The sequence below is a fragment of the Anaeroplasma sp. genome (assembly GCF_034179385.1).
GTDB lineage: Bacteria > Bacillota_I > Bacilli_A > Acholeplasmatales > Anaeroplasmataceae > Anaeroplasma.
This window is the reverse complement of the sequence record NZ_JAXFPY010000117.1, coordinates 1-26,347: the sequence shown is the minus strand read 5'-3', so window position 1 is coordinate 26,347 and position 26,347 is coordinate 1. Positions and strand designations below refer to the sequence as shown.

The window sequence follows — 26,347 nt, the reverse complement described above, 5'->3', positions numbered from 1 at the left end:
GAAGCATCGGCGCCAAGTCTTAGTGCAGTACGTACAGCATCCATAGCTACGTTACCACCACCAACAACAGCAACCTTCTTACCTACTGCAACTGGAGTATCATATTCTTTGTCAAACGCTCTCATTAGATTTACTCTTGTTAAGAACTCATTTGCAGATAAGCATTGATTTGCAGTCTCACCAGGAATTCCCATAAACTTAGGTAAACCAGCACCAGAACCGATAAATACGGCATCAAATTTATATTCATCAAATAATTGATCAATAGTTAATGTCTTACCAATAATAACATCTGTAATAATTTCAACACCCAAGGCTTTAACATTCTCTACTTCATGAGCAACTACTCTTTCCTTAGGTAAACGGAATTCAGGAATACCATAAACTAATACACCACCAGCCTTATGTAGTGCTTCAAAAATAGTTACAGCATAGCCCTTCTTAGCAAGCTCACCTGCGGTAGTTAATCCTGCAGGACCTGCACCAATAACTGCAATCTTCTTACCATTTGGCTTACCTGGTTCTGCAACCTTAAAACCATGCTCTTTTGCGTAGTCTGCAGTAAATCTTTCAAGCTTACCAATAGAAACTGCATCACCCTTTTTACCAACAACACATCTAGCCTCGCACTGCTTTTCCTGTGGACATACACGACCACATACAGCAGGAAGTGCAGAGAATTTTGCAATTTCCTTTGCTGCTTCTTCAAATTCCTTATTCTTTAAATGAGCAATAAAGCCAGGAATATTAATATTTACAGGGCAGCCCTCAACGCACTGTGGCTTTTTACAATTCAAGCAACGTCCTGCCTCTAAAACTGCTTCTTCTTCGGTATAACCTAAGCAAACCTCTTCAAAGTTATGAGCCCTTACCTTTGGATCTTGCTCAGCAATAGGTACTCTAACTGGATTTAATGCCATATTATTTGTCCTCCTTGCACTGACCGCATCCACCATGATGTGTACGGCCTTCTTCAAAGGCAAGCTTAGCTCTGCCTTCTTCTGTCTTATAGATGGCTTGACGACGCATTGCTTGATCGAAATCAACTAAATGTCCATCAAATTCTGGTCCATCAACGCAAGCAAATTTAACCTTACCATCAACAACGACTCTACAAGCACCACACATGCCTGTACCATCAACCATAATAGGGTTTAAGGATACAATCGTTGGAATATTATATTGCTTTGTAGCTAAACAAGTAAATTTCATCATGATCATAGGGCCAATAACTACTGCATGATTATATTCCTTACCCTGATTTTCAACTAAATCAGCTAAGCATTTCGTTACATTACCATTAAAGCCGTAAGAACCATCATCTGTACAAACATATAAATTAGTTGCAACTTTTCTCATCATATCCTCCATGATGATTAAATCCTTATTTCTTGCACCAATGATTACATCACAATCAAAGCCATGCTCATGCATCCACTTAACCTGTGGATAAACTGGTGCTGTACCAACACCACCAGCGATGAAGATAACTTTCTTTTTTGCAACCTCTTCCTTTGAACCAGTAACTAAGTCTGATGGCTTACCTAAAGGTCCAACGAAGGAAGCAAGATATTCTCCTTCCTCAAATTGAGCAAGCTCCAATGTAGATGCGCCTACAGGCTGGAATACAATAGTAACTGTTCCATCCTTTGGATTCGTATCTGCAACAGTTAATGGAATTCTTTCTCCATATTCTGTGTTTCTAACAATAATAAATTGTCCAGGAAGCGCGCTTTTAGCAACTAATGGAGCTAAAATATCCATCAAGTAAATTGTTGGGTTTAATTTTTCTTTTCTAACAATTTTATACATTTTATTTCCCCTTTCTTTTCGTCCAAATTAAATTATACCATAATCTGAGATTAAATGAACATAAAATTCCGGTTTTTTTTATATTTTTTCGAACAATTTATAAAAAATTTATTTTTTATAAGAATTATAGATTAGGGTTGCATCGCATAGGGCAATGGCAAGGCATGCCTCAAGCACAACCATAGCTCTTAATATAATTGCAGCATCATGTCTACCCTCTATTTCAAGCGTTTTAACCTTATCCTCTTTAAAATCAAAGGTATCCTGAGGCTTACCAATGGATGGAGTTGGCTTTACAAACACATTTACAACTATAGGATTACCATTAGAAATGCCACCATTGATACCTCCATTGTTGTTCGAACTTGTCTTGCCTTCTCTATCTATGATTTTATCATTAAATTCAGATCCCTTTAGGGATGTACCAGAAAAACCAACACCAAATTCAATTCCCTTAACACCGCCTACAGAAAACATCAAATGAGAAATGGTAGACTCTAACGAATCAAAATATGGCTCTCCAATTCCCACTTCAACTCCTGTTGCCGTCAATGTGACAATTCCACCAACAGAATCATGGTTTTCTACTGCATTCTTTAAAATGCTTTGATATTTTGATTTATCACTACATCCATTTAAATTCGATAATGCTGTATGAAATACTACACCCTTAAGCATTTTCTTAGCAACGACACCTGCAGATACTAATCCTAAGGTTAATCTACCTGAAAAATGTCCTCCACCTCTATAATCATTAAATCCATTATATTTTACGTGGGCAGTATAATCTGCATGAGATGGTCTAGGCTGATCAATCAAATTAGAATAATCCTTACTTTTTGTATTTGTATTCTCAAAGGAAAGTAAAATCGGTGCGCCTGTAGTATATCCATTAAATACACCAGAGACAATTTTGATTTCATCTGGTTCTATTCTTGGAGTAGTACCAAGACCACCTGACTTTCTTCTAGATAAATCTATAAGAAAATCCTCATTCGATAAAGGAATACCAGGCTTTACACCGTCTAGTAAAATACCTACCCCTCCACCATGAGATTCACCATAAATATTAATTTGAAACAATCTTCCAAAATGGTTCATAGGATTCCTCCTTATTTTTTATTCTTAATATAATCCTTTTGATATTCCTTTGAGGAATTTAACACTCCCTCAAAGAAGGTTAAATAATATTTTTCAAGCTGTTTATTGGATAAAAGCTCTAGATTTCTTTTCTTTATTTCATCCTCACGGCTAGAATCAAGCACATCTATATGATTTTCCATTTTATAATCTGCAACAGATGAAACTGCAGCCATTCTTTTTATGAAAAGATGAATCATTTCATCATCAATTTCATTAATTATTTCTCTTGCTTCTTCCAATTTAGTCTTCATATGAAACAATTCCTCCTAAGCTCTCAAAAACAGAAAAGAAATTAGGAAAGGATTTTGAAACGCATCCTGCGTTTAAAATCTTAATATCCCCCTTTGTTCTTAAGGATGCCATAGCAATTGCCATAGCTACACTATGGTCATTATGACTATCAATAATAGCACCATGAAGCTCTTTAACACCATAAATGGTCATGCCATCCTTATGCTCAATAATCTTAGCACCCATCTTTTCTAATTCTATTCTCATAGCTGTGATTCTATCACATTCTTTAATTCTTAACCTTCCCGCATTAATAAAGACAGATTCTCCTTCTGCAAGTGCAGCTAAAACCGTTAATGCAGGACCCAAATCTGGGCTTTGACTAAAGTCTATAGTAGCACCATGTAAAGCTTTGTTCTCTAAGGATAATACATCATTTTCAAAGATAATATTTGAACCAAAATCCTCCATATCCGTAAGGATTTTCTTATCTCCTTGATGAGAATCCATATTCATACAGGAAAGCTTTATATCTGCGCCGAGTGCATCTGCAACTAAGAAGAATGCGGATTGGGAGAAATCTCCTTCAATTGTATAATTATAGGGCTTAAAGGATTGATTACCCTTTATAATAAATTCTTTATATTCCTTATTTTCTATTTCAACACCAAATTTCTTTAGCATATCTAAGGTTAAATCAATATATCCCTTAGATTCTAGATTCGTAGTAATAACTATTTTTGAATCTCCATCTAATAAAGGAAGTGCATATAATAAGCCTGTAATGAATTGACTTGAAATATCTCCTCTAACCTTAAACGTCCCACATTTTAATCCTGAATATACCTTTAAAGGAAGATAATCTTCACCTTTTGTATACTTAATACCTAAAGAGTCAAAAATTTCTAAAAAAGTATCTAGAGGTCTTTTTACTAAATGATTCTCTCCCCTAAATTCGATTTCCTCATTCGATACTAATGCGATAGGAATCATAAAACGAATCGTAGAACCTGATTCATTTGCGTTAATCACAGATTGAACTCTTTTCACCTTAGAACCATGAATCACTAAATGATCACTATATTCTTTAATTTCAGCACCACAAGCTCTCATAGCATCTATAGTAGCTAATATATCCTTTGAATATAAAACATTCGATATTACGCTTTCGCCTTCCGCTAATGCAGCCGCAATAATCGCTCTATGTGATAAACTTTTTGAAGGTGGGATTTGGATTGTCCCAGAAAGCTTATTTGGCTTTATTGTTACATTCATTTTGTATCCACCCCTAATTCTTCTTCTTTAATTGGGTATATTACGCATTCCCCAAGCTTAGTTACAAAAATAAAATTAATCGTACCAGCAAGATTCTTTTTATCGTAAATAACATCATGTAAATAATCCTTATAATTATATTCCACCTGTGGGAAGGAATATTTATCTAAAATATGGCAGATTACATCACAGGCTTCCTTATCCGTTACACCTAAATCCAACCCCATTTGTAGTGCCATTTTCATACCAATGCCAACAGCAACTCCATGCTTATAACCATATTTTAATTCTATTGCATGGCCAAAGGTATGACCAAAATTAAGCTTCATACGCTCACCCATATCAAATTCATCCATTTCGACCATTTTCTTTTTCACAGATAAGGATTCTAAAATAATGTCTTCATTCATTTCTTGTGTATTCATAAGCATCGTAAGAAGTTTCTTATTCCCAATAGCTCCATGCTTAATTAATTCTCCCATTCCGCTCGTATACTCACTAGGATCTAATGTGTTTAGGGTTAATGGATCAATTAATACCATTTTAGGCTGCTTGAATGCACCTAAAATATTCTTTCTACCAAAGAAATCAATTCCTGTTTTTCCACCAATGGAGGAATCCATTTGGGAAAGTAAGGATGTAGGTACTCCAATATATGGAATACCTCTATAAAGGCTTGAGGAAACAAAGCCACATAAATCACCAATAACTCCCCCACCTAGAGCAAGCAATAAATGATTTCTTCTTATGTCTTTTTTTAATAATTCCTCACATACATGTGCATATTCTGTTAAGCTTTTAGATGCCTCACCATGAGGAATAACAATAGATTCTACAATGTAGGAATCCTCAAGTGCCTTACTAACCTTTTTTAAATAGTATTTTGCGACATTATCATCCGTGATAATAAAAATCTTTTTATTTGTATATACCGTCTTAATATAATCTGCTATATGATCTAATAATCCATTTTCAATAATGATTTTATAAGAGGTGTGTGTAAGATTTATATTTAATTCCTTCACGATTATTTCTCCATCTCTTTCCTTATTTTTGTTGAAGAACGGAATAATTCGCATAATGCTTCCTTATCTTCACGGTATAATGCCATTTTAAGCAAATCTAGTTCAAATTCAAAGGATGCAATATGCTCTAACAAATACCTTCTATTTTCCAAGAAAAGCTCACTCCATAAATCCTCATTAATCATTGCAATTCTTGTTAAATCCCTATAGGAATCTCCAATATAATATTTTGTATCCGAATCGTGATCCGAATTTACTAAGGATACAGCGATAGCATGTGTAAGTTGGGAGGTAAAGCCAATCATTCGATTGTGCTTTTCGATATCCATAACGGATATTCTTTTAAAGCCTAAATCTATACCTAATTGCTTTAAAGCATTTATAGTGTCTTCGCTTACGCCCTCTGTTGGAGTAATTAGAAAATTCGCTCCACCAAATACACATTCTGTAGAATACTCAATGCCAATCTTTTCTCTACCAGCCATAGGATGATGAGAACAATACTCTGCAGGCTTAGATAGTTTATAAGCTTGACTTACAAAATCACTTTTCACTCCACATATATCCGTAATGATTTGACCCTCGTGGAAATATTCCTTATATCTTTGAATAAAATTTAAGATTGCCTTAGGATAAATTGCCAAAACAATTAAATCAACATCCCTTATAAACTCCTCTGGATGTACAGATCCATTGACAATAAATCTTTTTTCGAGCGCGTAATCTATAGAATCCATATTGATATCGGATCCATACACCGTATATCCCTTGTTCGATAATCGGTATGCATATGCGCCACCCATTAACCCTAAACCTACAATTAAAACTTTCATAATCATCTTCCTATCTGTAGTATATCTATACTACACTATTTTAAAATTTTAACATATTGTGCTACACTTTTCAAGAAAATGTCCAAAATGACAGGTAAAGAAAAAGCCTAAAATAGGCTTATTTTCCATATCTTACAATATATCCTATGGCACAAGAAAACTTCCCATATTTAAGCGATAAATAAGGAGGCATTTCATAGATAGGTATTTCCATATCTGGAAAGCTTTTTTCAAGCTCCTTTAAAAGGCTTTCTGTATATTTTGAAAAACGATTCGTATATAAAATGAAAGGAATAACCTTCTTTCCATCCATTTCAAGTAAGAATACATCCACATATGGTGCGATGGTCTTATTTTTTTCCTTCAAACGAACGATGGAGGACTCATTCTTTTTAAGAATATGAAGTACGACATTCTTATTTTCAAATTCAAATGGATCCAACGAAGAATCGATAAGCTTTTCAATTTTAGGAATTTTATCCTCTCCTAAAGAGAAGAAATACATTGTATTATTGGCATCCAAAAAGGATAGCATTTTTTCTATTTCTGGAATAGATTTATTAAGCTCAAATAGCTTTTGTGCCTCATAGGCCATATAAACTACAGGGAAGCCTTCGGATTTCACTTGAAAATAAAAGGATTGTACTTTTTTATTCTCATGAATATATTTTTCAATTAATGGCTTATAATAGGATATCTTTTGATTACTCAATATAAAATAGAATCTTTCATATCCATCTTTAGCTAAATCATCTAATATTTCTTTTAATTTTTCTTCTTTGCATCCTTTAATTTCAGGATTTGCTAGGGAATCATATTTCATTCTTAAATTGAATTGATGAAAATCCATATTTAATAAGGAATCATAGGATTCACAATCCGAAAAACAAATCCTAGATGGTAAATAGGATACGATAGATGCCATAGGAATAGCCTCTATTCCTGTATCCGCAGAAACGATTACCTTTGTTTTCAAAATATCACCGCCAAATATAAAAATATCATATTATTTAATTACAACTCTTCTCTTTTTGATTTTAAGAATTGTATTTCATTTTTAAAGCCCTCTAAATCATTAGGAGTTTCTAAATAAAATGGTAAATCCTTTAGCCTAGGATGATTCATAATTCTTATGATGGTATCAAGTCCAATCGAACCCTCACCAATCTTTTGATGACGATCCTTTCTTGAATTAAATGATGTCATAGAATCATTTAGGTGAATGGCCTTAAGATATTTTAAACCAATAACCCTATCAAAGGTATCGATTACACCATCTAAATCATTTACAATATCATATCCTGCAGAATAAATATGGCAAGTATCTATTGTAACACCTATATGCTCCTTATAAATAAGCCCATCAATAATGGTTTTAATTTCTTCGAAGGTTATGCCAAGCTCACTACCCTTACCACTCATAGTTTCAAGCAAAATCGTTGTATTCATATCCTTAAACATTACCTGATTTAAGGTATCTATAATCATTTTTAAGCCTAAAGTTCTATCCTGCTTACCGCAAGAGCCTGGATGGAAATTATATAATCCATTCGGAAATCTCTCTAAAATCTCTAAATCCTCTTTAAAGCAAATAAGAGCAAATTCTCTAACATTTTCCTTTTCGCTTGCTGGATTTAGGGTATAAGGCGCATGACAAAGTAAGCCTTCCACTTGATTATTCTTAGCATGGGCAATAAAATTATCAAAGTCCTTTTGATTGAAGGCCTTAGCCTTACCTCCTTGAGGATTTCTCGAAAAATATTGGTAGGTATTACCACCTATAGATAATATATTTTGTAAAGCCTTAGAATAGCCCTCAGCAATAGATAAATGACAACCAATACGAAACATATAAAACCCCTCTTTCATACATTATACCCAATTTTCTTGTAAGAAGAAAGAAAAAAGCCCACTTAAAATGGGCTTAATTTCAAAATGAATTACTTAACGTCAACTAATTCAAGCTTCTTGCCAACGATCGTGATGATTGTATCATCAGCTTCAAGCTCTAAGCATGCCTTTGCCTTAGCAACTGCATCAGAAAGCTTACCAACAAGTGGCTGAATACCGAATAGAATAGAAGCTGTACGTGCATCATCTGCATTATCGAATGCGAAGAATACATCAGCAGCAGGACGATACTGAGAAATAGCTAATGCTAATTCAATGTCACCCTCAACAGCGATTGCAGGTACTTCGAAATTGTTAGCTAATGTAGCTGCAGCTAAGCCTAAAGCGTCAGCCTCATTTTGGTTTTCCTTCATTTCAACTACATTTCTAATCATTAATTCATAATCGATAGAATCTTCAGCTCTCTCATCAATCTTAGCCATATAAGAAACTGCCTCAAATGGATAATCACCCTGAGCAGACTCTCCAGAAAGCATTGTTGCAGATGTACCATCTAATACTGCATTATGAACGTCAGAAACCTCTGCACGAGTAGGTCTTGGGTTCTGCTGCATAGAATCTAGCATCTGAGTAGCTGTAATAACGATTTTACCTGTAGATTGAGCTAAGAAGATCATCTGCTTCTGGATTTCTGGTAAATCCCAAGCCTCAACATCAACACCTAAGTCACCACGAGCAACCATTACACCATCAGAAAGCTTAACGATTTCTTCCATGTTAGATACACCCTCTTGGTTCTCAATCTTAGAAATAATCTTAATATGAGTGTTGCCCTTAGCAGCTAAAATTTCACGAATCTGACGGATATCATCAGGACGACGTACGAAGGATGCAAAGATGAAATCTAATCCCTGATCACAAGCAAATTCCATATCTGCCTTATCCTTAGGAGATACATAAGGCATATTTAATACTACGCCTGGAACATTACAGTTTCTCTTATTCTTAATCTTACGATCATTTTGAGCCTCACAAACAAGTTCACGAGTAGCCTCATCCTTTTCAATAACCTTTAATGTTAGGTTACCATCCTCAATTAAAATTCTTCCACCAACATGGATATCATCATATAAACCAGCATAAGAAATAGCAATCTTATCCTTGTTTCCTAAATAAGAATAATCCATAGTTACACGGATAATATCTCCCTTGTGTAACATAACTGGTTCATCATTTTGTAAATAACCAGTACGAATTTCAGGACCCTTAGTATCAAGAGCAATACCAGTGAACCAGCCATGCTCCTTGTTTAATTCCTTAACATTCTTAATACGGAAGCCCTGCTCCTCATAATCGCCATGAGAGAAATTCATTCTCATAACGTTCATTCCTGCAGTTCCGATTAATCTTTCAAGAGATTCCTTCTTCTCAGAAGCAGGTCCAATTGTACAAACAACCTTAGTCTTTTTCATTTCTTCTTCTCCTTATAACTATTTTAATTTTTGAACTAAATTATGTAACTCCTCGCTCGGAATATTCTTCATACTCAAAGCTTCTTCAATAGGTGTATTGCGGAGTTCGTTGTCAATTACACCTACGCAGACTCCTGATACCCCCTGTTTAAGAAGGTCAACCGCATATGCACCTAATCTGGCTGCAAGTAAACGGTCTTCAGGTGTAGGAGTTCCACCACGCTGAACATATCCTAAAACGGTAGCACGACATTCATATCCTGAATATTCCTCTACCTCTTTAGCTAACTGGTAAACGTCTGTCATATTTTCCGATATAACAACGATTGCATGACGACGGCCTGCAAGTCTATTTTCCTTTAAATCCTTTAAAAGCTTTTCCTTATCTAGACCAGTCTCATTTGTAAATATATATTCGGCACCTGTGCATAATCCAGAATATAATGCTAAATCACCACAGTGTCTACCCATAACCTCAATAATAGAGCATCTTTGATGAGAAGATGATGTATCCTTAAGCTTATCGATTGCATCACAAGCTGTATTTAATGCAGTAGAAAAGCCAATAGTATAATCACTAGATGCAATATCATTATCAATTGTACCAGGAATACCTATGGTTTTAATTCCCATATGATGAAGAGCAAGCGCACCTGCATACGTACCATCTCCACCAATACAAATCAATGCCTCAATATCATTCTTTTGTAACTGCTTTACAGCAAGCTGTCTTACAGCCTCATACTTAAATTCAGGAAGTCTTGCAGTACCTAAAATTGTACCACCTCTATTAAGGATTTCAGAAACATCGCTTCTTGTGAATTCCTTAAATCTTCCCTCGACAAGGCCACGGTATCCATCAGAAATACCAAACACCTTATCCCCATTAGATAATGCTGCACGAACAACCGCACGAATCGCTGCGTTCATACCAGGAGAATCTCCTCCTGAAGTCAATACACCTATTCTCATATTTTCAGCTCCTTTTGAAAATATTTACTACCACATAGCATTATATCACATTTTTGTCAGCCTTCAAGATTTTTTCTTTTTAAACCATAATTATTAATTATGAATTTTCAAATTTTCACTTTTTTCCTAAGGAATGCCAATATTATACCAATCATACTATGATGTTTCTAATATATAGATAAGGATTACGATTATGAAATGATTCGTTACAAAAAGTGATTTTGTATGCTATGTTATCCTAAGGTGGAGAGCATAAAGAAAACAGGAAGAAACGCCTTCCTGTTATTTTTATTACTTTACATTTGCAACACGCACAGTGTCTCTTGCGATCATAACCTCTTCATTTGTAGGAATAATCCATACCTGAATTTTTGAATCAGGCGTAGAAATAATTCTTTCATCAGAGAATGTATCATTAAGTTTTTCGTCAAGCTTAACGCCTAAAGGAGCAAGTCTATCTACAATCTTCTTACGTAAATGCTTTAGGTTTTCACCCATACCAGCAGTGAAGGCAATTACATCTACCTTACCACCTAAATATAGCCAGTAGGAAGCTACATAATCGGCAACTCTCTTAGCCTGAACATCAAAGGTTAATTTACATCTATGATCTCCATTATTCATACCCTCTGTAACATCTCTTGCATCATTAGATCTACCAGATAATCCTAAATAACCACTTTTCTTATTTAAGATAGTTACAACCTCATCTGCAGTTTTTCCTTCCTTATTACAAATATAAGAAACAACTGTTGGGTCAATATTACCTGTACGAGTTCCCATAGGAATACCCTCAAGTGGTGTTAAGCCCATGGAGGTATCCTTACACTTACCGCCCTCAACAGCACTAATAGATGCACCATTACCTAAGTGGCAAACAATAACATTTGTATCCTCTAATGGCTTACCAATTAATTCCGCTGCTCTTTGAGATACATACTTGTGAGATGTACCATGAGCACCATACTTACGAATACCATACTTTGTATACCATTCATATGGAATTGCATACATATATGCCTCTTCTGGCATAGTTTGATGGAATACAGTATCAAATACTACAACCTCTGGTACATTAGGTAATGCCTTATAGAAAGCCTTAATACCAACGATGTGAGCTGGATTATGAAGTGGAGCTAAATCAGCAAGCTCTGCAATTTTCTTAACAACAACTCCATCAGGACCATCAACAAGTGTAGAATCCTTAAAATATTCTCCACCCTGGACAATACGATGACCAACGCCATTGATTTCATCTAAGCTCTTTAAAATTTGTTTATCAATTAATGCATCTAATACTAGCTGTACACCTTCTGCATGAGTAGGAATAACTGGATTTGTTTCTTCCTTCTTTCCATTATACTTTAATGTTACAATACCATTTAAAGGCTTTCCTGAACCATCAACAGAACCAATCTTTTCTACAGTTCCTGATGCGATAACCTTTTCCTCTGGCATCTCTAATAACTGAAACTTAATAGAGGATGAGCCAGCATTTACTGCCATAATTTTAGACATATTCTTTTCTCCTTACTTTCCTTTTTTATCCTAATTATTTTTTAAAAACCATGCTTCAATATCTCTTAATGCATTATTAAAATCTTCTACATCCGTAAAGCTTGGAAGCTTTACCATGAAGCATTTGGCATCTTTTAGTTGCCTCTTCTGCAATGCCAGAATTAGCTTTGGTCTTGCTTGATTAAACATACTATCAGGAAGCTCAATAATGCCTAAAATGGACATAGATGCTAATAATTTCTTTTTAAATTCCTGATTGGAATCATAACAGAAGAAATCATTCTCTACAATCGCAATTAAGGACCCACCCTCCTTAAGCTCATTTACAAAATGCAAGATAGCCTCATAAGGGAAATATTTACCATCTATATACTCTGAATGGGGCATATCAAAGACAATAGAATCTATATTCGTTAATTGAAGACTCATGGTATTTTGATAATATACCTCAACAGGATAATCCAGTAAATCCGCAGTGAGTGCAGTAATTTTTGTCATCCATTCATCATCATCTATCGCAAATAATTTCGTTTTCTTATCTAAATAATTTGCTATAGTGAATAATAAATTACCTGTACCACATAAAGGATCTAAAATAGACAATTCCTTTTCCTTATGAATCTTTGTAATTAAATATGCAGCAAGAATACCTAAGGTATCTGGAGTTGTATTCCCGTTAGGAATACGCATTTCCTTAAAGCCTCTTAAAACTATGGATTGCATAGCCTTGCGTACATCCTCAGCTGAAAAATCTACATCTTTAATTTTTGCATAAATTTCTTCGAGCTCTTCTTCCTTATCTAAATCCTCAATATCACATACGACCTCGCCAGCCAATATATTTCTTACGGTCATTTCTAACAATTCAAAATATGGCTTATGAAATATTTCGTACAAGAAATTATTTGATTCATCTAATACATCATAGAATAACTCAAGATTATCCATTTTCACTTCCTGCATAATTTTATCACCTTTAGCATTATACCAAATTCAAAAATCAATGTAAAGAAAAAGCCATCATATATATGATGACTCACTTACAATTCTCTTCGTTTTTCAAATGAATCTTAGGGAAATTCCATTTATATCTTGCCGCAAAGAATCTTATTGTAACTACAATTAAAACTGTAGTTATAGAATTGAGCCAAATATTGCCGATAACCTTTGCCATAAAGACAAAATAGATAGAACCAATAATTGCTGCAACAGCGTAGATATGCTTTCTAAAAATTGCAGGAATTCTCATTACCAAAAGGTCTCTTAATAAAGAACCACCAACACAGGTTAATAAGGAATAAAAGATTAATTGTCCCTCATTTGAAACGTTACCTATCGTTTGTGCTCTTAACACACCAACGATCACAAATGCGCCAAGGCCAACAGAATCTATAATTAAATAGGTTAAGCGGTACGCCCTAGAATCCTCCCAGGATAAATCCTTAATAAACCACATGACGGCAAATACTAAGCCGGAAACAGCAAAGGCAATGAGAGGGTACCACCATTCCTCAAATATGACAAACCTACTTTTGCCTAAAATTAAATCTCTTAGGAAGCCTCCTCCGGTTGCTGTAATGACGGCTAATACGATTACACCAAAAAGGTCTAGCTTACTTTCAATTCCAGTCAAAGCACCAGAAATAGCATAAGAGACAGTACCTATAACTGCGATAATTAATAAAATGGTATTTAATAATTCCATATCCAAGGTTGAAATATCCATTTTCTTTCTCCTTTTTGACGCTTTATATATTATATCTTTGTATTATAAATAGGATAAATATTTATGCGCAAGCATATTATAAAACTAAGATGGTACAATTTCCACATAAATTTTATTCAATTTTTCGTATTTAATTTTTATTTTTTAGAATAAAATTCGGACTAATTTCCTATAGTTTTGACTAAAATTCTTTTGGAAATGTATTTTTTGTATAAAATTCAAAAAAAGAGTTGATTTAATAAATAATTGTGCTACAATACAAATAAATCCTAGCGGATGAGATTAAAAAGGAAGGTATGAATATATGTTTAGAACAGAATATGTAAAGAAAGTTTACGACAACCTACAAAAGAACAACGCAAATGAGCCAGAGTTCCTACAGGCAGCACAGGAGATCTTAGAATCTCTAGAATTAATTGTAGAAAAAAGACCAGATATTGAAAAGAATCATATCCTAGAGCGCTTCTTAGAACCTGAAAGATTCGTTCAATTCAGAGTTGCTTGGTTAGATGATAACAATGAAGTACAGGTTAACCGTGGTTACCGCGTACAATATAATAGTGCAATTGGACCATACAAAGGTGGTTTAAGATTCCATCCATCTGTAAATGCATCTATTATTAAATTCTTAGGTCTTGAGCAGATTTTAAAGAATTCCCTAACTACATTACCTATGGGTGGTGGTAAGGGTGGTTCTAACTTCGACCCTAAGGGCAAGAGCGATGCAGAAATCATGAGATTCTGCCAGGCATTTATGACTGAGCTATATCGTCACATTGGTCCTGATACAGATGTACCTGCTGGTGATATCGGTGTTGGTGGTAGAGAAGTTGGTTACCTATTTGGTCAATATAAGAGAATCCGTAATGAATTCACTGGTACATTAACTGGTAAGGGCTTAGCCTTCGGTGGTTCCTTAGCTCGTACTCAGGCAACAGGCTATGGTGTATGCTACTTCACTCAGGAGGCACTAAAGACTATGAAGGGTGAATCCTTTGAGGGCAAGACTGTTGCAGTATCTGGCGCAGGTAATGTTGCTATTTACGCTATTGAAAAGGCACAAAGCCTTGGTGCAAAGGTAATTACATGCTCTGATTCTAATGGTTGGATTTATGACCCTGAAGGAATCGATGTTCAATTACTTAAGGAAGTTAAAGAGGTTAAGCGTGCTCGTTTAACTGAATACGCTAAGGCTCGTAAGAGTGCTGAATACCATGAAAAGAAAAATGGTGAGCATGGTGTATGGAATTACAAGGTAGATATCGCTCTTCCTTGCGCAACACAAAATGAATTAAATTTAGATGACGCAAAGGCATTAGTTGCAAATGGAGTAGAAATTGTTTGCGAAGGCGCAAACATGCCTACTACTCTTGAGGCAGCTCATTACCTAATTGAGAATGGAATTATCTATGGACCTGGTAAGGCAGCAAACGCTGGTGGTGTTGCTACTTCTGGTCTTGAAATGTGTCAAAACTCTCAAAGACTATCTTGGACTTTCGAAGAGGTTGACGCTAAACTTAAGGGCATTATGGAAGGTATCTTCCACAACGCACATAATACTGCAGTAAAGTATGGTGTTAGAGAAAACGACCTATTAACTGGTGCAAACATCGCTGGTTTCGAAAAGGTTTGTGACGCTATGCTTGCTGAAGGCGTATTCTAATATTCAAAAAAATTGCTGGAACCTAAAATTCCAGCTTTTTTTAATCCGTAAACAATGGTGTAGATAAATACCTATCTCCATTATCTGGTAAAACAACAACAATTTTTTTACCCTTATTCTCTTTTCTTTTGGCAATCTCTATTGCTGCATAAAGTGCAGCACCAGAGGAAATACCTATAAAAATACCATCACTTTTAACCGCTAAGGAACCAATTTCAAAGGCTTTATCATCGGGTACTGCAATAACCTCATCATAAATTTCTTGATTTAATGTCTTTGGGATAAAGTTTGCTCCAATACCTTGGATTTTATGAGGTCCACAAATGCCCTTAGATAACAATGGAGATGCTAAAGGCTCTACTGCTACAACCTTTATATTTGGATTCTTCTCCTTTAAGTATTCTCCTGCACCAGACAAGGTACCACCAGTACCTACAGTTGCAACATAAAAATCGATATCGCCATCCGTATCACGCCAAATCTCAGGACCAGTAGTTTCAAAGTGAGCCTTAGGATTGGATGGATTAACAAATTGACCAGCGATTACAGAATTAGGAATTTCCTTATTTAATTCCTCTGCCTTATCAATGGCCCCCTTCATGCCAAGTTTACCATCCGTTAAAACAAGCTCTGCCCCATACGCCTTAATTAAATTTCTTCTTTCTAATGACATAGTATCTGGCAATACAATAATTAATCTATAGCCTCTTGCAGCACATATTGCAGCAAGACCAATTCCGGTATTCCCACTTGTAGGCTCAATTATGGTTGAGCCTTCCTTTAATAAACCTTTTTCCTCGTAATCTAAAATAATCTGCTTAGCAACTCTATCCTTAGAGGATCCTGCAGGATTTAATCCCTCAAGCTTTGCTAAAATAGTAGCCTCCAAATTGAATCTCTTCTCTAGATTTGTAAGCTCAATTAATGGAGTATTTCCAACAATTTCTAAAATGGATTTATAAATTCTTCCCATGACAATTTCTCCTTCAACGTTATCATTCGTATTCAATTATACCATAAAAATGAAAAAATGGCTTTAAGCCATTTTATTCATAACCATTTGTACTCGATAATTCAGGTAATTCTGTTTGAAAATGGTTTTTATTTAAATCTACATTAGGACTATACATTCCAGGAGTATGCTTTTCATCCATAGTAGCCTTATTTGCTAAGAAATAGTCATAAATGATTGTTGTTTGATCATCCCAAGTTACATCAACACCATACCATTTACCATCAATTTCTGTATAATTCCAAGCATGGCCATCAACATGACCATCACTTTCACCAAAACCAACAACCATAATGGAATTAAGGCCTAATAAATGAGATAGGTATAAATATGCTTTAGCATAGCATTCACATACACCACCGGTATCCGGATTTTGATCGGCAAGTCCCATAATATTATGTGCCCAATCCTCTTTTGATGGACTTCCCATAGAATCCTTCTGATAATCTATTTTTTCAATGATGTAATCATGAATTAGCTTAGCCTTTTCAAGATCACTCATATGTGGGTTTACCATAAATAATTGATATACCTCTTGTTCCATATGGCGTATACCTTCAATACTTTTATCTCTTGCTTCCTTTGTATAATAATCATCCGCAAGTATTAGCATAATCTTTGTTTTAAACGCATTGGAAGATATAAACATATGAGAATCTAAGAAATAGAACTGTGGGTTATTTGTAATGAAGGAATTCATTATTGCATAAGCCTCATTATCTGTAATTGCACCTTTATTATATTCATAGCTTGCTATATAAACATAATTCTGACTTCCAGTAGAAACTACATAATCCTTACCATTTTCTAGAACATAGTCTACACTAGAATCATAAAATGCCATACAAGAATCATAGAATGCTTTATACATATTTAAATAAATGCTTCTATGCTCTTCATATAAGGAATTGGTTGCAAGTGTATGATAATCATAATTCTTTGTATAATCAACCGTTAAGGTGTCCACATAGGTTTCATGACATCTTGTGCATTCATGCTTAATATGGGAATGCCCATAGCTTGTTTTTTCTATGGTTTCTTGGTAATCATGACCCAAGGCAGGCACAACCTCTGCACCAGTGGTAGTTTCACCACAAACCTTACAAACCATACCGGATGCTACACCAGGAGATGTACAGGTTGGTTCTTCTGTAGTATTGTAATCCCACTCGTGAGATGCTCCTACTACCTCCCGCTCTTTTAAGACTTTACCACATCTTTTACAATGAGAGCCTTCTGTTAATCCATCCGTAGTACAAGTTTTAGGTACTGCAGCATCAATTTCAATTAAATGTCCTAGTGCTTCTGTCCTTTTTCCCCTATATTCTTCACTACAATCACATCTAAATAAGGTATAGCCTTCCTCTTCACATGTAGGCTCTATAACCGTTTCTTTATATGAATGCACATGAAATAAATCCATTGTCGTTGTTGTAGGAACAACAAAGCCTAAAGAGCATGAGGATAATCCAATTACGGATGTAAGCAAAAGAAATGCTCCTAATATTCTTTTTTTCATAGGTATCACATCCTTTATTTCATTTTATATTAAAAGAAGAATTTATACAAGAAAAAAGGCTCTAGGAGCCTAATCAAAAAAACGAAGTATTGAAATTATATACCAAAATAATGGCTTAAAATAATCCATACAGCCAGAAGTATTAATATACTTCCACCAAGAATAGCTGTAATTTCAAATTTGCCTTTTAATAATTTTTCAATTCTATGCCCCAAGAATAATCCAACAAGAGAAATAGAGAATGTTATTACCATAATAATGGATACATGAAGCCAAATTGTACTTACACTAGATAAGCCTGAATGAAGTGCAACTCCCGTACCTAGTGCATCTATTGATGTCGCTACGCCAAAATATAATACTTCCTTAATAGAGAACCTCTTTGGTTCCTTTTCCTCCTCCTTCTTATGGATATCCTTAATACCCTCAATAAGCATTTTACCTCCAATGATAAGCAATAAGCCAAAAGCAGTCCAGGATACAATATCGGACATAATTTTTCCTGCAGATGCGCTACCATTTTCACCTACAATAGCTGTAATGCCTTGAACAAGCCAAAAGCCAATTAATGGCATTAATGCCTGCATAAGGCCAAAAACTATAGCTATAAAGAAGGATTTCTTTTTATCAATATCGATATAGGTAAGACCATCTGTAATCGATACAGCAAAAGCATCCATAGATAGAGCAACTCCAAGCAATATAACCTCGAATATGATTTCAATTTGCATAATAAAATCCCCTTAAAAATAAAAAGACCATGCCAAGCATAAGTCTCGTTCATTAAGACTGAACCTGGTTTCCCATAATGTAGGCCAGCCACTAAATACATAGCGAACTACTCCCTTACGAAGTAATTTATTGTTATTTATTTTGAAGAATAAGTAAATAAATTAAAAAGCCGCCAAATAGAATTAAAAAACCAAACAATAGTATAGCAATAATTTTATTTGCATTCCACTTCTTTGCAGTTTTTTTTCTAAATTGCTTGAATAATGCTTCCATTTCCTCTTCTTTTTCCATAGTAGCAATACTCTTTTGATATTTTTCACAAAGAGTTTCCATCTGTTCGTATTCTGCCTGATAATAATATTCCCTAGGAATCATATCCATATGCTTTTGAATCTGATTTTGATAATACCATCTACGATATTCCAAATCCTTCATATTTTCTTTATGAATAGCTTCGTTAGTTTCTCTTTCTTTTTCTTTTATAGAAAGATAATTTTCCATCTGCTGTTTTGCTTGCTCAGGAATGATAGTAGCTTCTTCTTCGTTAGAAGCATCTATTTCTTTTTCGATATCCTTATCCATTTTTATTCCTCCTTCAAAAGAAGTTTTAATGCTTTATCTAATACCTCTTTATCTAATTCGCCCATTTTATGGAAATCCGTATTTTTCATATATTCCGTTTTATCCTCCTCGCTCAAAGAAGATATTTCCTTGAAATATTTATTAAAGCATTCTAAGGCGGAATAGGAATAATGAGGGTTATGATCCTTATCCTTAAAAATAAGGAAGGATGCATTTTTTAGATTTTGCTTCATAAGCATATTAGTATTATACTTAAATTTTACCATCTTGTCATTCTCTGAATGCAAAATCACAATATTTCCCTTAAATTCCTTTAAGGTTTTTAAAGCATTTGCTTTAGCATATTTGCCACATAGCTTCTTTTCTATAAAATCAAAAAAAGGCAATGAAATCCATAAAGGCTTTGGTAATAATCCCTTCATACAGCTATTTATACTATAAAATGGTGCAATGGCAAGAATCCCCTTAATATCCTTGTGGTAATAAGGAATATTGACTGTCGCAAACCCACCCCAGGAATGTCCTACAACATAAATATCCTTATTCTTTAATTCTTCATTTTCTTTAACATATTTTATTATGTAATCTACACATCTCAAAGAATTAGAAAGTCCTCTTATATTCTTACCACTAGATTCAAGTGTTCCCTCATAATTCATAGCTAAAACCAAATAGCCCTTGCTTGCAAAATATTCAATTTCCTGAATATAAGAATCGACACCACTCCACATACCATGATTTAAAATGAATAGCCTATTCTCATCATAATCAGGATAGAAATATAAGCCACCTCTTAATATTTCATCTTCTAGCTTTATTTCTACGCTTTTAAATTCTAAATTAAATTCCTCTTTTGTATAATACCTGATTCTCGGATCGTTTTGGTATCTGTTTTGAAATAGCTTATTATGAAACTTTTTTGTGATAAGGTATAAAGATATAAGTAAAAGAATAAAAATGAAAATAACGCCTAAAATAATATATAACCAATGCATAATCCACACCTAAGAAAAGGCAGCACTAACATGCTGCCATATTTTTTTTGTATATTTCTAATAATCCATCTAAAGTTAAATTATCCTTTTGGTAAATCTTATGCTTACATAAAGGAACAATTAATCTAGATAATCCACCAGTTGCGATAACTGGAATATCTGGATTATGGATTTCTTCTATGATTCTATCGATCATTCCATCCACCTGTGCTGCAGCCCCAAAGACTACACCCGATTGAATGCAGGAAATCGTATTTGTACCAATAGCCTTCTTTGGAGTAACAAGCTCTACATTTGGTAATAATGCCGCACTAGAAACTAAGGATTTAAGTGAAATAGATACACCTGGGGCGATACTACAGCCCAGGAAGGTTTGATTCTTAAAATAGATGTATTTCGTTGCCGTTCCTAAATCGACAATGATGACCTCATTATAAAAGGGTAAGGCACCGGCACAATCACAAATCATGTCAGAACCTACCGTCTTTGGATCATCAACCTTAAGTGAAACTCCAGTTTTTACACCAGGACCTATAATTTTAGCATCTATACCATAATAGGATTGAAATACCTTCTTTAAGGCACTTGTTACGATAGGAACAACACTTGAAATCATTACATCCTCAATTTCATATGAGTTTAGCATGGTTCTTATTAAAAGATAATATTCATCACTTGTTTTATCGGTAAAGGTTTTTAATCGAAATGTATTGCTTATGGTTTTTTTGTCTGAAAACCCAAACACGATATTTGAATTTCCTATATCTACTAATAATACCATATATACCTCCAAATTAATCTTCTACAATTTCTTCAGTATCCACCGCTTCATCGATGGAATTCTCATCAGAATAATTTTTTAAATAACCAACGAAGCCTAAATCATAATTTCTAGTTAAAATCTTCGTTAATGTTGCAAGAGCTGGAGCAAATAGAATATTTACGCTAAGCTCTACTAAGAACATAATCCATACTGCAGTAGCTGTAGCAGCAAAGGTTGGACCATATGCACTACCGGTCATAATATAGATTAATACTCCGTATAATAATAGGAAAATTCCTGTATTTACGATAGGAGCAACAATTGCTGTTGCATAAATTGCGACATAATAATTTTTCTTAAATAATAACTTAAATGCTAAGCCAGATAAGAATCCAGCTAAACCAGCCTTAGCTAAGCATAATACGATAGCCAAGATGGTCATATACCAGTTTACATAGAAGCCTTCTGCGCCTTGTCCTGGTAATAAAGTTACTGCGCCCAAGAATAATCCAACCATCAATCCACCTACAGGTCCATATAAAATGGCTCCCACAACAACTGGAATTAGGGCTAAATTAATGGCTGTACCTCCACCAATGGGTAGCTTTGGCAAAATTCCAGCAATCCAGAACTGCAATACGAATGTAATTGCACATAGGGTTGCAAGACCAACCATACGCTTAATCATAATACTATTTTTCATATTTTTTATTCCCTTTCTTTTTAGGCCCTTACGGGTCCCATAAGCGTTTTTATTATAGTATTATAATAAATAAAAAACAAGAAAAATCATTTTTGTTCCAAAATATCCACCTGTGAAAGCGTAATCTTAATTTCTTCATTATTTATATAAACGTATTCTTTATGAAACTCTATTATAGAATTTTGTGTAAATTTTTTATCTACATGCTCAACATAGAAAATAAATACACAATTTGACATCATATCTAATTCTGGTCTATACCCATTCGCAATTAAATCTAAATGTATAGGCATAGTCATATCTAAATATAGCTTATTGTTTTTAATATAAAGCTTATTTATTACATATTCTTTTACATCATAATGCTCTAAGAAAAAATCTAATGTCATGGTAGTCACCTCTTTATAACATATATCAGGAATTTCAAAAAGAAAAAAGGGACAACGTCCCTTGTTCTTACTTGTATTTCTTACGAGCTTCCTGTCTCTTCTGCTTACGTACGTCAGATGGCTTTAGGTAGTACTGACGCTTCTTAGCTTCCTGAAGGTTACCAGATCTTGAAACATCGCGCTTAAATCTACGTAATGCATCTTCAATGCTCTCTTTTTCACGAACTACAATTTTTGGCATGTTAACTCTAGCCTCCTTCCAGGGAAAAACTCCGGTTTTCATTATATCAAATCCTAATTTTATTGTAAAGTTATATTTTGCATTTTTTAAAAAATTTATTCTTCAAACAAATATTCCATATAAATTGGAATCCTTTTCTCCCAATCTCTTTCACAATGCTCTGCCTTTTCTTCGAAATAGAATTTAAAGGAAACATTTTTCATTAAAAGCTCATCTTCAATTTCCTTGTGCATTTTTAAAACAATCTTATTCTCCCATTCCTTTCCGCCAAAATCCATATATATCCTAGTATCTTGATTTAAATCTGTTTGACGAATATCTCTTATAAGCTCATCCATGCATAGCATAATCGTTGAGGATAAGCATGCAGCATATTTAAATATATGATTATATTTTACAATGGAGTATAGGCTCATAAGACCACCCATGCTAGACCCTGCAATCATCGTATGAGATCTATCGCTTAACGTTCTATATTTCTTATCCATGGCTTCCTTAAATTCCCCAGTAAGCCAATCCATGTAGGTTTTTCCTCTACCCTCCATATAGGCATTTAAAAAATACTTAGGTCCAACATTATATGGTAAATATTCATATAATCGTTCATTACCTACATGATTACATTCAACGCCAATAATAATCATCTTGGTTTTGTACTGATCCATAAATTCCTGTAATCCCCAAGATTTTCCATAGGTCGCATCCTGATTAAAAAATAGATTATGGCCATCAAACATATAAATTACTGGGTATCTTTCGTTGGATTCGTAATATCCCTTAGGTAGGTATACTTGTACTCTTCTTTCAAGTTTAAATGGAGTAATATAAGTATTAAATTTTTCAATCATCCTTTTCACCTCTTAACAATCGTAGCTTTGGTTATATTGTATCATAGGCAATATAATCTTCAATAAATTTTATGAAAAATAGATAGCGTATACATTCGTTTGAAAAAATAAAAGGACCTTTACTACTGTAAAGATCACTCTTCGGTAAGATATAATGCGGATACATCAAATAATCTAGCCTTAACCTTGTCCTTTAGTTTTAGACCCAGAGCAATTTCCTTATCCACCTTATTTAGACTCCTATAATAAGCCTTATTGATTCTATATTCCAAAACAATAATGTATTTTTCCTTTAAATTAAATCTTGAATGCATAATATATTTATCTACCACTACTGCTTCTATTACCACTTTAGAATTTTTACATTTTATATATCGAATGGTATTCGGTAGTCCTAGTAGAAAGAAAAAAACAGTAAAGACAAAGAATAATGCAGAAAATAGAAAATATATATAATGAAAACTATTTATACAAAAAACGATAAAAAGGCTAGCAAATCCTGATAAGAAAATGGTTCCTAAAATAAGATATAATTCCTCTTTATAAACATTATATCTTTTCATCGTAAAAAACATCCTTCTTGTCTATATTTTCACTAAAATATTTCACGGCATAGCTACAAGTAATTCTTACCTTATAGCCCTTTTCCTTTATAACCTGGTAGCATGCATCCATAAGCTTTTTCGCAATACCCATACCTCGTAAGCTTCCATCAACGAAGGTTCTATTAATATTTACAATACCATCCTCATCGAAGGGGAAGGTAACATATGCCACCATATTTCCTTCATTATCGTTAATATAAACGGCATGATCTTCCCTTATAATATCACTTAAATTTACCATATGTCCTCCTAAAATTTAACATAGATGAATGAATCTTTAGAAGAAACCTTAATTTCTTCTTCCTTATCCTGATTACTATTCAAGAAGAATACATCATCATTCATACAAATACCTATTAGAATGTTTTTACCGTTAAAGCATTTATAAAACGAATGTAATAGCTCTCCTTTTGATTTAAAGATGAATTCCTTATCCATTTCGATTAAATCCTTTGCTAAAGTAATCTGGATATCAAAATCATTTGCATCTCCGGCATGGTCCGTTGTCAATAACTTATGATAGAATTTCTTAGAATCTAAATTCATCGCAAGCTGTGTAATTAATATGCTCATCATCTTATTTGAAATGATGGTATTATGGATATCAAAATCTCTCACACTCGATAGATTTCTTGAATCTAATAATTCCGTAATAAGCGTTAAATTTTCTCTTTTTGGGAATGCTTTAGATAATTCTATTAGGGTTACAAAGACATTGGCATCATAGGATTCCTCACTTACATTATCATCGGATAATATCAAGACCTTCTTTTCACCTTCGGTTTCTTTAATATCTTTTATTAATAAATCATTTTCATTTTTATGATAATGCTTAATTTGATAATTAAATTCATCGGATTCAGCACTTCTGTTAAGGTTATCTAATATGAATTCACTTTTTTTGTTGTCTCCAATGACAAAAATATTACAATTCTTATATGGTCGAATAACAACAGGTTTTAAAGGAACAATAGAAGAAATTGCTCCTTCTCTTCTTTTTAAACATTCCTTTTCATCATCTGCAAGAACAAATAATTTGTTGAGCTTCACAACAGGAATAGAATTATCATGCGTATTCATATATTCCTCTACAGTTTCCTTAGAATCTATAGAATAAAACTCAGCACCCTGGAAAGAAAATAATTCTAAATAAACCTCAGCCATTTCAGGAGATACAATGGATTGGGCGATAATTTGTCCAATCTTTCTATTAAAGGAAACAGGAATTATACTTTTGCCCTTTAAGCTACTTACTGTATAAGATATATTTTCAATTTGCTGTCTCGTTTCATCCGAATCTGTTTCAACAACAATTTGTGTATTTGATGGAATTTCAAAGGAACCGATTCTTAAAACAATTTTTAAATTCAATAAATCCTGATTTAAGATATTATCATCATCTCCATCACTCATATCCTCTCTTGCCATAACTACAATTTGAGAGGCCTTTTCAATAGAAATATCATCTAGATTACCTCTTAATAAAGGATCTCCTTCTTTGATAATTAAATTCGCTTTATATTTTTGAGTAACATCATTAGCTAAAAATAAGGATTTTATTTCAGATTCAATATATTCCTTTGTTTGATTCGATAATATGACTATATTATTTTTAAATCCCTTTAGCATAAGATTAAAAATAATATCAGGAACCTTAGAATTCCAATTTAGGATAATAAAATGATTCGATAAAATAATTTTACCCTTTGCCTTGGACTTCTTATCGATAAAGCTTCTTAGGCTCGTTGTAACCATAGCAACAATTGCACCACTGAATAAAACCATTTCAATAACGATGACAACTGCAGCTAAAACCATAATCGATAATTTATCTGTATCGTAGGATAGAATGGAGTTTGGTGCAATCATCCATTTCACTGCAGTGACAAAGGCTGCAGCAAAATTACCTCCAAAGAGCGCACCATTATAATTATTATTATCGATAGCGAATGCAATGATTGCTGCAATAGCTAAAATTATAAAATTTATAAGTAATAGAGTTAAAAGTGTCACTAATAATGGCTTTTGATACGTTTTTAGTGTTTTTTTCGCCTTTAATTTTAAAAATATGGATTTTAAAAACTTCATAATTACCTCCAATTTAAATCATAGATTCGATTATTCTTCTATTATTTCTTTTTTTCTCTCACGAGATAAAACAAATTTTTGAAGCGGGAACAACACACATGCCTGAATGAAGCCTGCAGTAAGGGATGCGATAGTGGGAGCTAGAGCCTCTACCATACTTCCCATCATCCATAAAACCATTACACCTTGGAACCAAGTCATAAGGAGTACAAGGAAAACAATGACACCTATATAAACATAAAAATGCCACAATGGTGCATCCGAACGGAAGGTTTTCTTCTTATTTAAGAAATATGCAATCGTATTCGATATAGCATTCGATAAGAAGAAAGGTAATACATAACCCCAA

Annotated in this window: 29 protein-coding genes; 1 reads left to right on the top strand and 28 read right to left on the bottom strand. The window is 33.9% G+C overall.

Annotated features, from left to right (window positions below):
* The 14 genes from SPJ17_RS07860 to SPJ17_RS07795 all read right to left on the bottom strand — a co-directional run.
* Nucleotides 1-920 (bottom strand): FAD-dependent oxidoreductase (locus tag SPJ17_RS07860; RefSeq protein WP_321094484.1); only part of this gene is annotated, 920 nt, incomplete at its 3' end.
* Between the two features lies 1 nt (nucleotide 921).
* On the bottom strand, nucleotides 922-1,812 hold the full coding sequence (locus tag SPJ17_RS07855) for a sulfide/dihydroorotate dehydrogenase-like FAD/NAD-binding protein (RefSeq protein ID WP_321094482.1): 891 nt from the start codon (nucleotides 1,810-1,812) through the stop codon (nucleotides 922-924).
* Nucleotides 1,813-1,920: 108 nt separating this feature from the next.
* Complete coding sequence (locus SPJ17_RS07850) at nucleotides 1,921-2,913, bottom strand: chorismate synthase (RefSeq protein WP_321094480.1); 993 nt, start codon at nucleotides 2,911-2,913, stop codon at nucleotides 1,921-1,923.
* Between the two features lie 11 nt (nucleotides 2,914-2,924).
* Nucleotides 2,925-3,206, bottom strand: coding sequence for a chorismate mutase (locus SPJ17_RS07845; protein ID WP_321094478.1), 282 nt, complete (start codon nucleotides 3,204-3,206; stop codon nucleotides 2,925-2,927).
* A complete protein-coding gene (gene aroA, locus SPJ17_RS07840; RefSeq protein WP_321094476.1) occupies nucleotides 3,196-4,461 on the bottom strand; it encodes a 3-phosphoshikimate 1-carboxyvinyltransferase in 1,266 nt (421 codons plus the stop codon). Before aroA ends, SPJ17_RS07845 begins: the two co-directional genes overlap by 11 nt.
* Complete coding sequence (gene aroB, locus SPJ17_RS07835) at nucleotides 4,458-5,540, bottom strand: 3-dehydroquinate synthase (RefSeq protein WP_321094474.1); 1,083 nt, start codon at nucleotides 5,538-5,540, stop codon at nucleotides 4,458-4,460. Before aroB ends, aroA begins: the two co-directional genes overlap by 4 nt.
* On the bottom strand, nucleotides 5,489-6,319 hold the full coding sequence (locus SPJ17_RS07830; protein ID WP_321094472.1) for a prephenate dehydrogenase: 831 nt from the start codon (nucleotides 6,317-6,319) through the stop codon (nucleotides 5,489-5,491). The genes aroB and SPJ17_RS07830 overlap by 52 nt, the downstream gene beginning before the upstream one ends.
* Before the next feature lie 118 nt (nucleotides 6,320-6,437).
* Nucleotides 6,438-7,295 carry a hypothetical protein gene (locus SPJ17_RS07825; protein ID WP_321094470.1) on the bottom strand — a complete coding sequence of 286 codons (858 nt, stop codon included), beginning with the start codon at nucleotides 7,293-7,295 and terminating at the stop codon, nucleotides 6,438-6,440.
* A gap of 38 nt (nucleotides 7,296-7,333) precedes the next feature.
* Complete coding sequence (locus SPJ17_RS07820; protein ID WP_321094468.1) at nucleotides 7,334-8,170, bottom strand: deoxyribonuclease IV; 837 nt, start codon at nucleotides 8,168-8,170, stop codon at nucleotides 7,334-7,336.
* A gap of 89 nt (nucleotides 8,171-8,259) precedes the next feature.
* The gene (pyk, locus tag SPJ17_RS07815) at nucleotides 8,260-9,642 is read right to left on the bottom strand and encodes a pyruvate kinase (RefSeq protein WP_321094466.1); all 1,383 of its coding nucleotides are present in this window, start codon (nucleotides 9,640-9,642) and stop codon (nucleotides 8,260-8,262) included.
* Nucleotides 9,643-9,660: 18 nt separating this feature from the next.
* The gene (pfkA, locus tag SPJ17_RS07810) at nucleotides 9,661-10,614 is read right to left on the bottom strand and encodes a 6-phosphofructokinase (RefSeq protein WP_321094464.1); all 954 of its coding nucleotides are present in this window, start codon (nucleotides 10,612-10,614) and stop codon (nucleotides 9,661-9,663) included.
* 291 nt (nucleotides 10,615-10,905) lie between these two features.
* Entirely contained in the window at nucleotides 10,906-12,132 is a 1,227-nt protein-coding gene (locus tag SPJ17_RS07805; protein ID WP_321094462.1) for an acetate kinase, read from the bottom strand.
* A gap of 30 nt (nucleotides 12,133-12,162) precedes the next feature.
* Nucleotides 12,163-13,095, bottom strand: a complete 933-nt coding sequence (locus SPJ17_RS07800) for an N-6 DNA methylase (RefSeq protein ID WP_321094460.1) — start codon at nucleotides 13,093-13,095, stop codon at nucleotides 12,163-12,165.
* A gap of 73 nt (nucleotides 13,096-13,168) precedes the next feature.
* Nucleotides 13,169-13,858 (bottom strand): TRIC cation channel family protein, encoded by a 690-nt coding sequence (locus tag SPJ17_RS07795; RefSeq protein ID WP_321094458.1) that lies wholly within the window; start codon nucleotides 13,856-13,858, stop codon nucleotides 13,169-13,171.
* Between the two features lie 304 nt (nucleotides 13,859-14,162).
* On the opposite strand from SPJ17_RS07795, the gene gdhA reads away from it, so the two are divergent.
* Nucleotides 14,163-15,521, top strand: coding sequence for an NADP-specific glutamate dehydrogenase (gdhA, locus tag SPJ17_RS07790; RefSeq protein ID WP_321094456.1), 1,359 nt, complete (start codon nucleotides 14,163-14,165; stop codon nucleotides 15,519-15,521).
* 40 nt (nucleotides 15,522-15,561) lie between these two features.
* On the opposite strand, the gene cysK is transcribed toward gdhA, so the two are convergent.
* The 14 genes from cysK to SPJ17_RS07720 form a co-directional block, all read right to left on the bottom strand.
* A complete protein-coding gene (gene cysK, locus SPJ17_RS07785) occupies nucleotides 15,562-16,494 on the bottom strand; it encodes a cysteine synthase A (protein WP_321094454.1) in 933 nt (310 codons plus the stop codon).
* Nucleotides 16,495-16,567: 73 nt separating this feature from the next.
* On the bottom strand, nucleotides 16,568-18,052 hold the full coding sequence (locus tag SPJ17_RS07780; RefSeq protein ID WP_321094452.1) for a transglutaminase domain-containing protein: 1,485 nt from the start codon (nucleotides 18,050-18,052) through the stop codon (nucleotides 16,568-16,570).
* A gap of 95 nt (nucleotides 18,053-18,147) precedes the next feature.
* Entirely contained in the window at nucleotides 18,148-18,783 is a 636-nt protein-coding gene (locus SPJ17_RS07775) for a manganese efflux pump (RefSeq protein ID WP_321094450.1), read from the bottom strand.
* A 133-nt stretch (nucleotides 18,784-18,916) separates the two neighbouring features.
* Nucleotides 18,917-19,366, bottom strand: a complete 450-nt coding sequence (locus tag SPJ17_RS07770) for a hypothetical protein (RefSeq protein WP_321094448.1) — start codon at nucleotides 19,364-19,366, stop codon at nucleotides 18,917-18,919.
* 2 nt (nucleotides 19,367-19,368) lie between these two features.
* Nucleotides 19,369-20,361 (bottom strand): alpha/beta fold hydrolase, encoded by a 993-nt coding sequence (locus SPJ17_RS07765; RefSeq protein WP_321094446.1) that lies wholly within the window; start codon nucleotides 20,359-20,361, stop codon nucleotides 19,369-19,371.
* Nucleotides 20,362-20,386: 25 nt separating this feature from the next.
* Complete coding sequence (locus tag SPJ17_RS07760; RefSeq protein ID WP_321094444.1) at nucleotides 20,387-21,142, bottom strand: type III pantothenate kinase; 756 nt, start codon at nucleotides 21,140-21,142, stop codon at nucleotides 20,387-20,389.
* Between the two features lie 13 nt (nucleotides 21,143-21,155).
* On the bottom strand, nucleotides 21,156-21,827 hold the full coding sequence (locus SPJ17_RS07755; protein WP_321094442.1) for a hypothetical protein: 672 nt from the start codon (nucleotides 21,825-21,827) through the stop codon (nucleotides 21,156-21,158).
* 86 nt (nucleotides 21,828-21,913) lie between these two features.
* Entirely contained in the window at nucleotides 21,914-22,216 is a 303-nt protein-coding gene (locus SPJ17_RS07750) for a hypothetical protein (RefSeq protein ID WP_321094440.1), read from the bottom strand.
* Nucleotides 22,217-22,283: 67 nt separating this feature from the next.
* Complete coding sequence (gene rpsU, locus SPJ17_RS07745; RefSeq protein ID WP_119016471.1) at nucleotides 22,284-22,457, bottom strand: 30S ribosomal protein S21; 174 nt, start codon at nucleotides 22,455-22,457, stop codon at nucleotides 22,284-22,286.
* A gap of 95 nt (nucleotides 22,458-22,552) precedes the next feature.
* Complete coding sequence (locus tag SPJ17_RS07740) at nucleotides 22,553-23,305, bottom strand: alpha/beta hydrolase-fold protein (protein WP_321094437.1); 753 nt, start codon at nucleotides 23,303-23,305, stop codon at nucleotides 22,553-22,555.
* Between the two features lie 134 nt (nucleotides 23,306-23,439).
* Nucleotides 23,440-23,637 carry a hypothetical protein gene (locus SPJ17_RS07735; RefSeq protein ID WP_321094435.1) on the bottom strand — a complete coding sequence of 66 codons (198 nt, stop codon included), beginning with the start codon at nucleotides 23,635-23,637 and terminating at the stop codon, nucleotides 23,440-23,442.
* 217 nt (nucleotides 23,638-23,854) lie between these two features.
* The gene (locus SPJ17_RS07730; RefSeq protein WP_321094433.1) at nucleotides 23,855-24,151 is read right to left on the bottom strand and encodes a GNAT family N-acetyltransferase; all 297 of its coding nucleotides are present in this window, start codon (nucleotides 24,149-24,151) and stop codon (nucleotides 23,855-23,857) included.
* Nucleotides 24,152-24,159: 8 nt separating this feature from the next.
* The gene (locus SPJ17_RS07725) at nucleotides 24,160-25,998 is read right to left on the bottom strand and encodes a hypothetical protein (RefSeq protein WP_321094431.1); all 1,839 of its coding nucleotides are present in this window, start codon (nucleotides 25,996-25,998) and stop codon (nucleotides 24,160-24,162) included.
* 30 nt (nucleotides 25,999-26,028) lie between these two features.
* A partial coding sequence (locus SPJ17_RS07720) for a hypothetical protein (protein ID WP_321094429.1) occupies nucleotides 26,029-26,347 on the bottom strand: 319 nt, incomplete at its 5' end.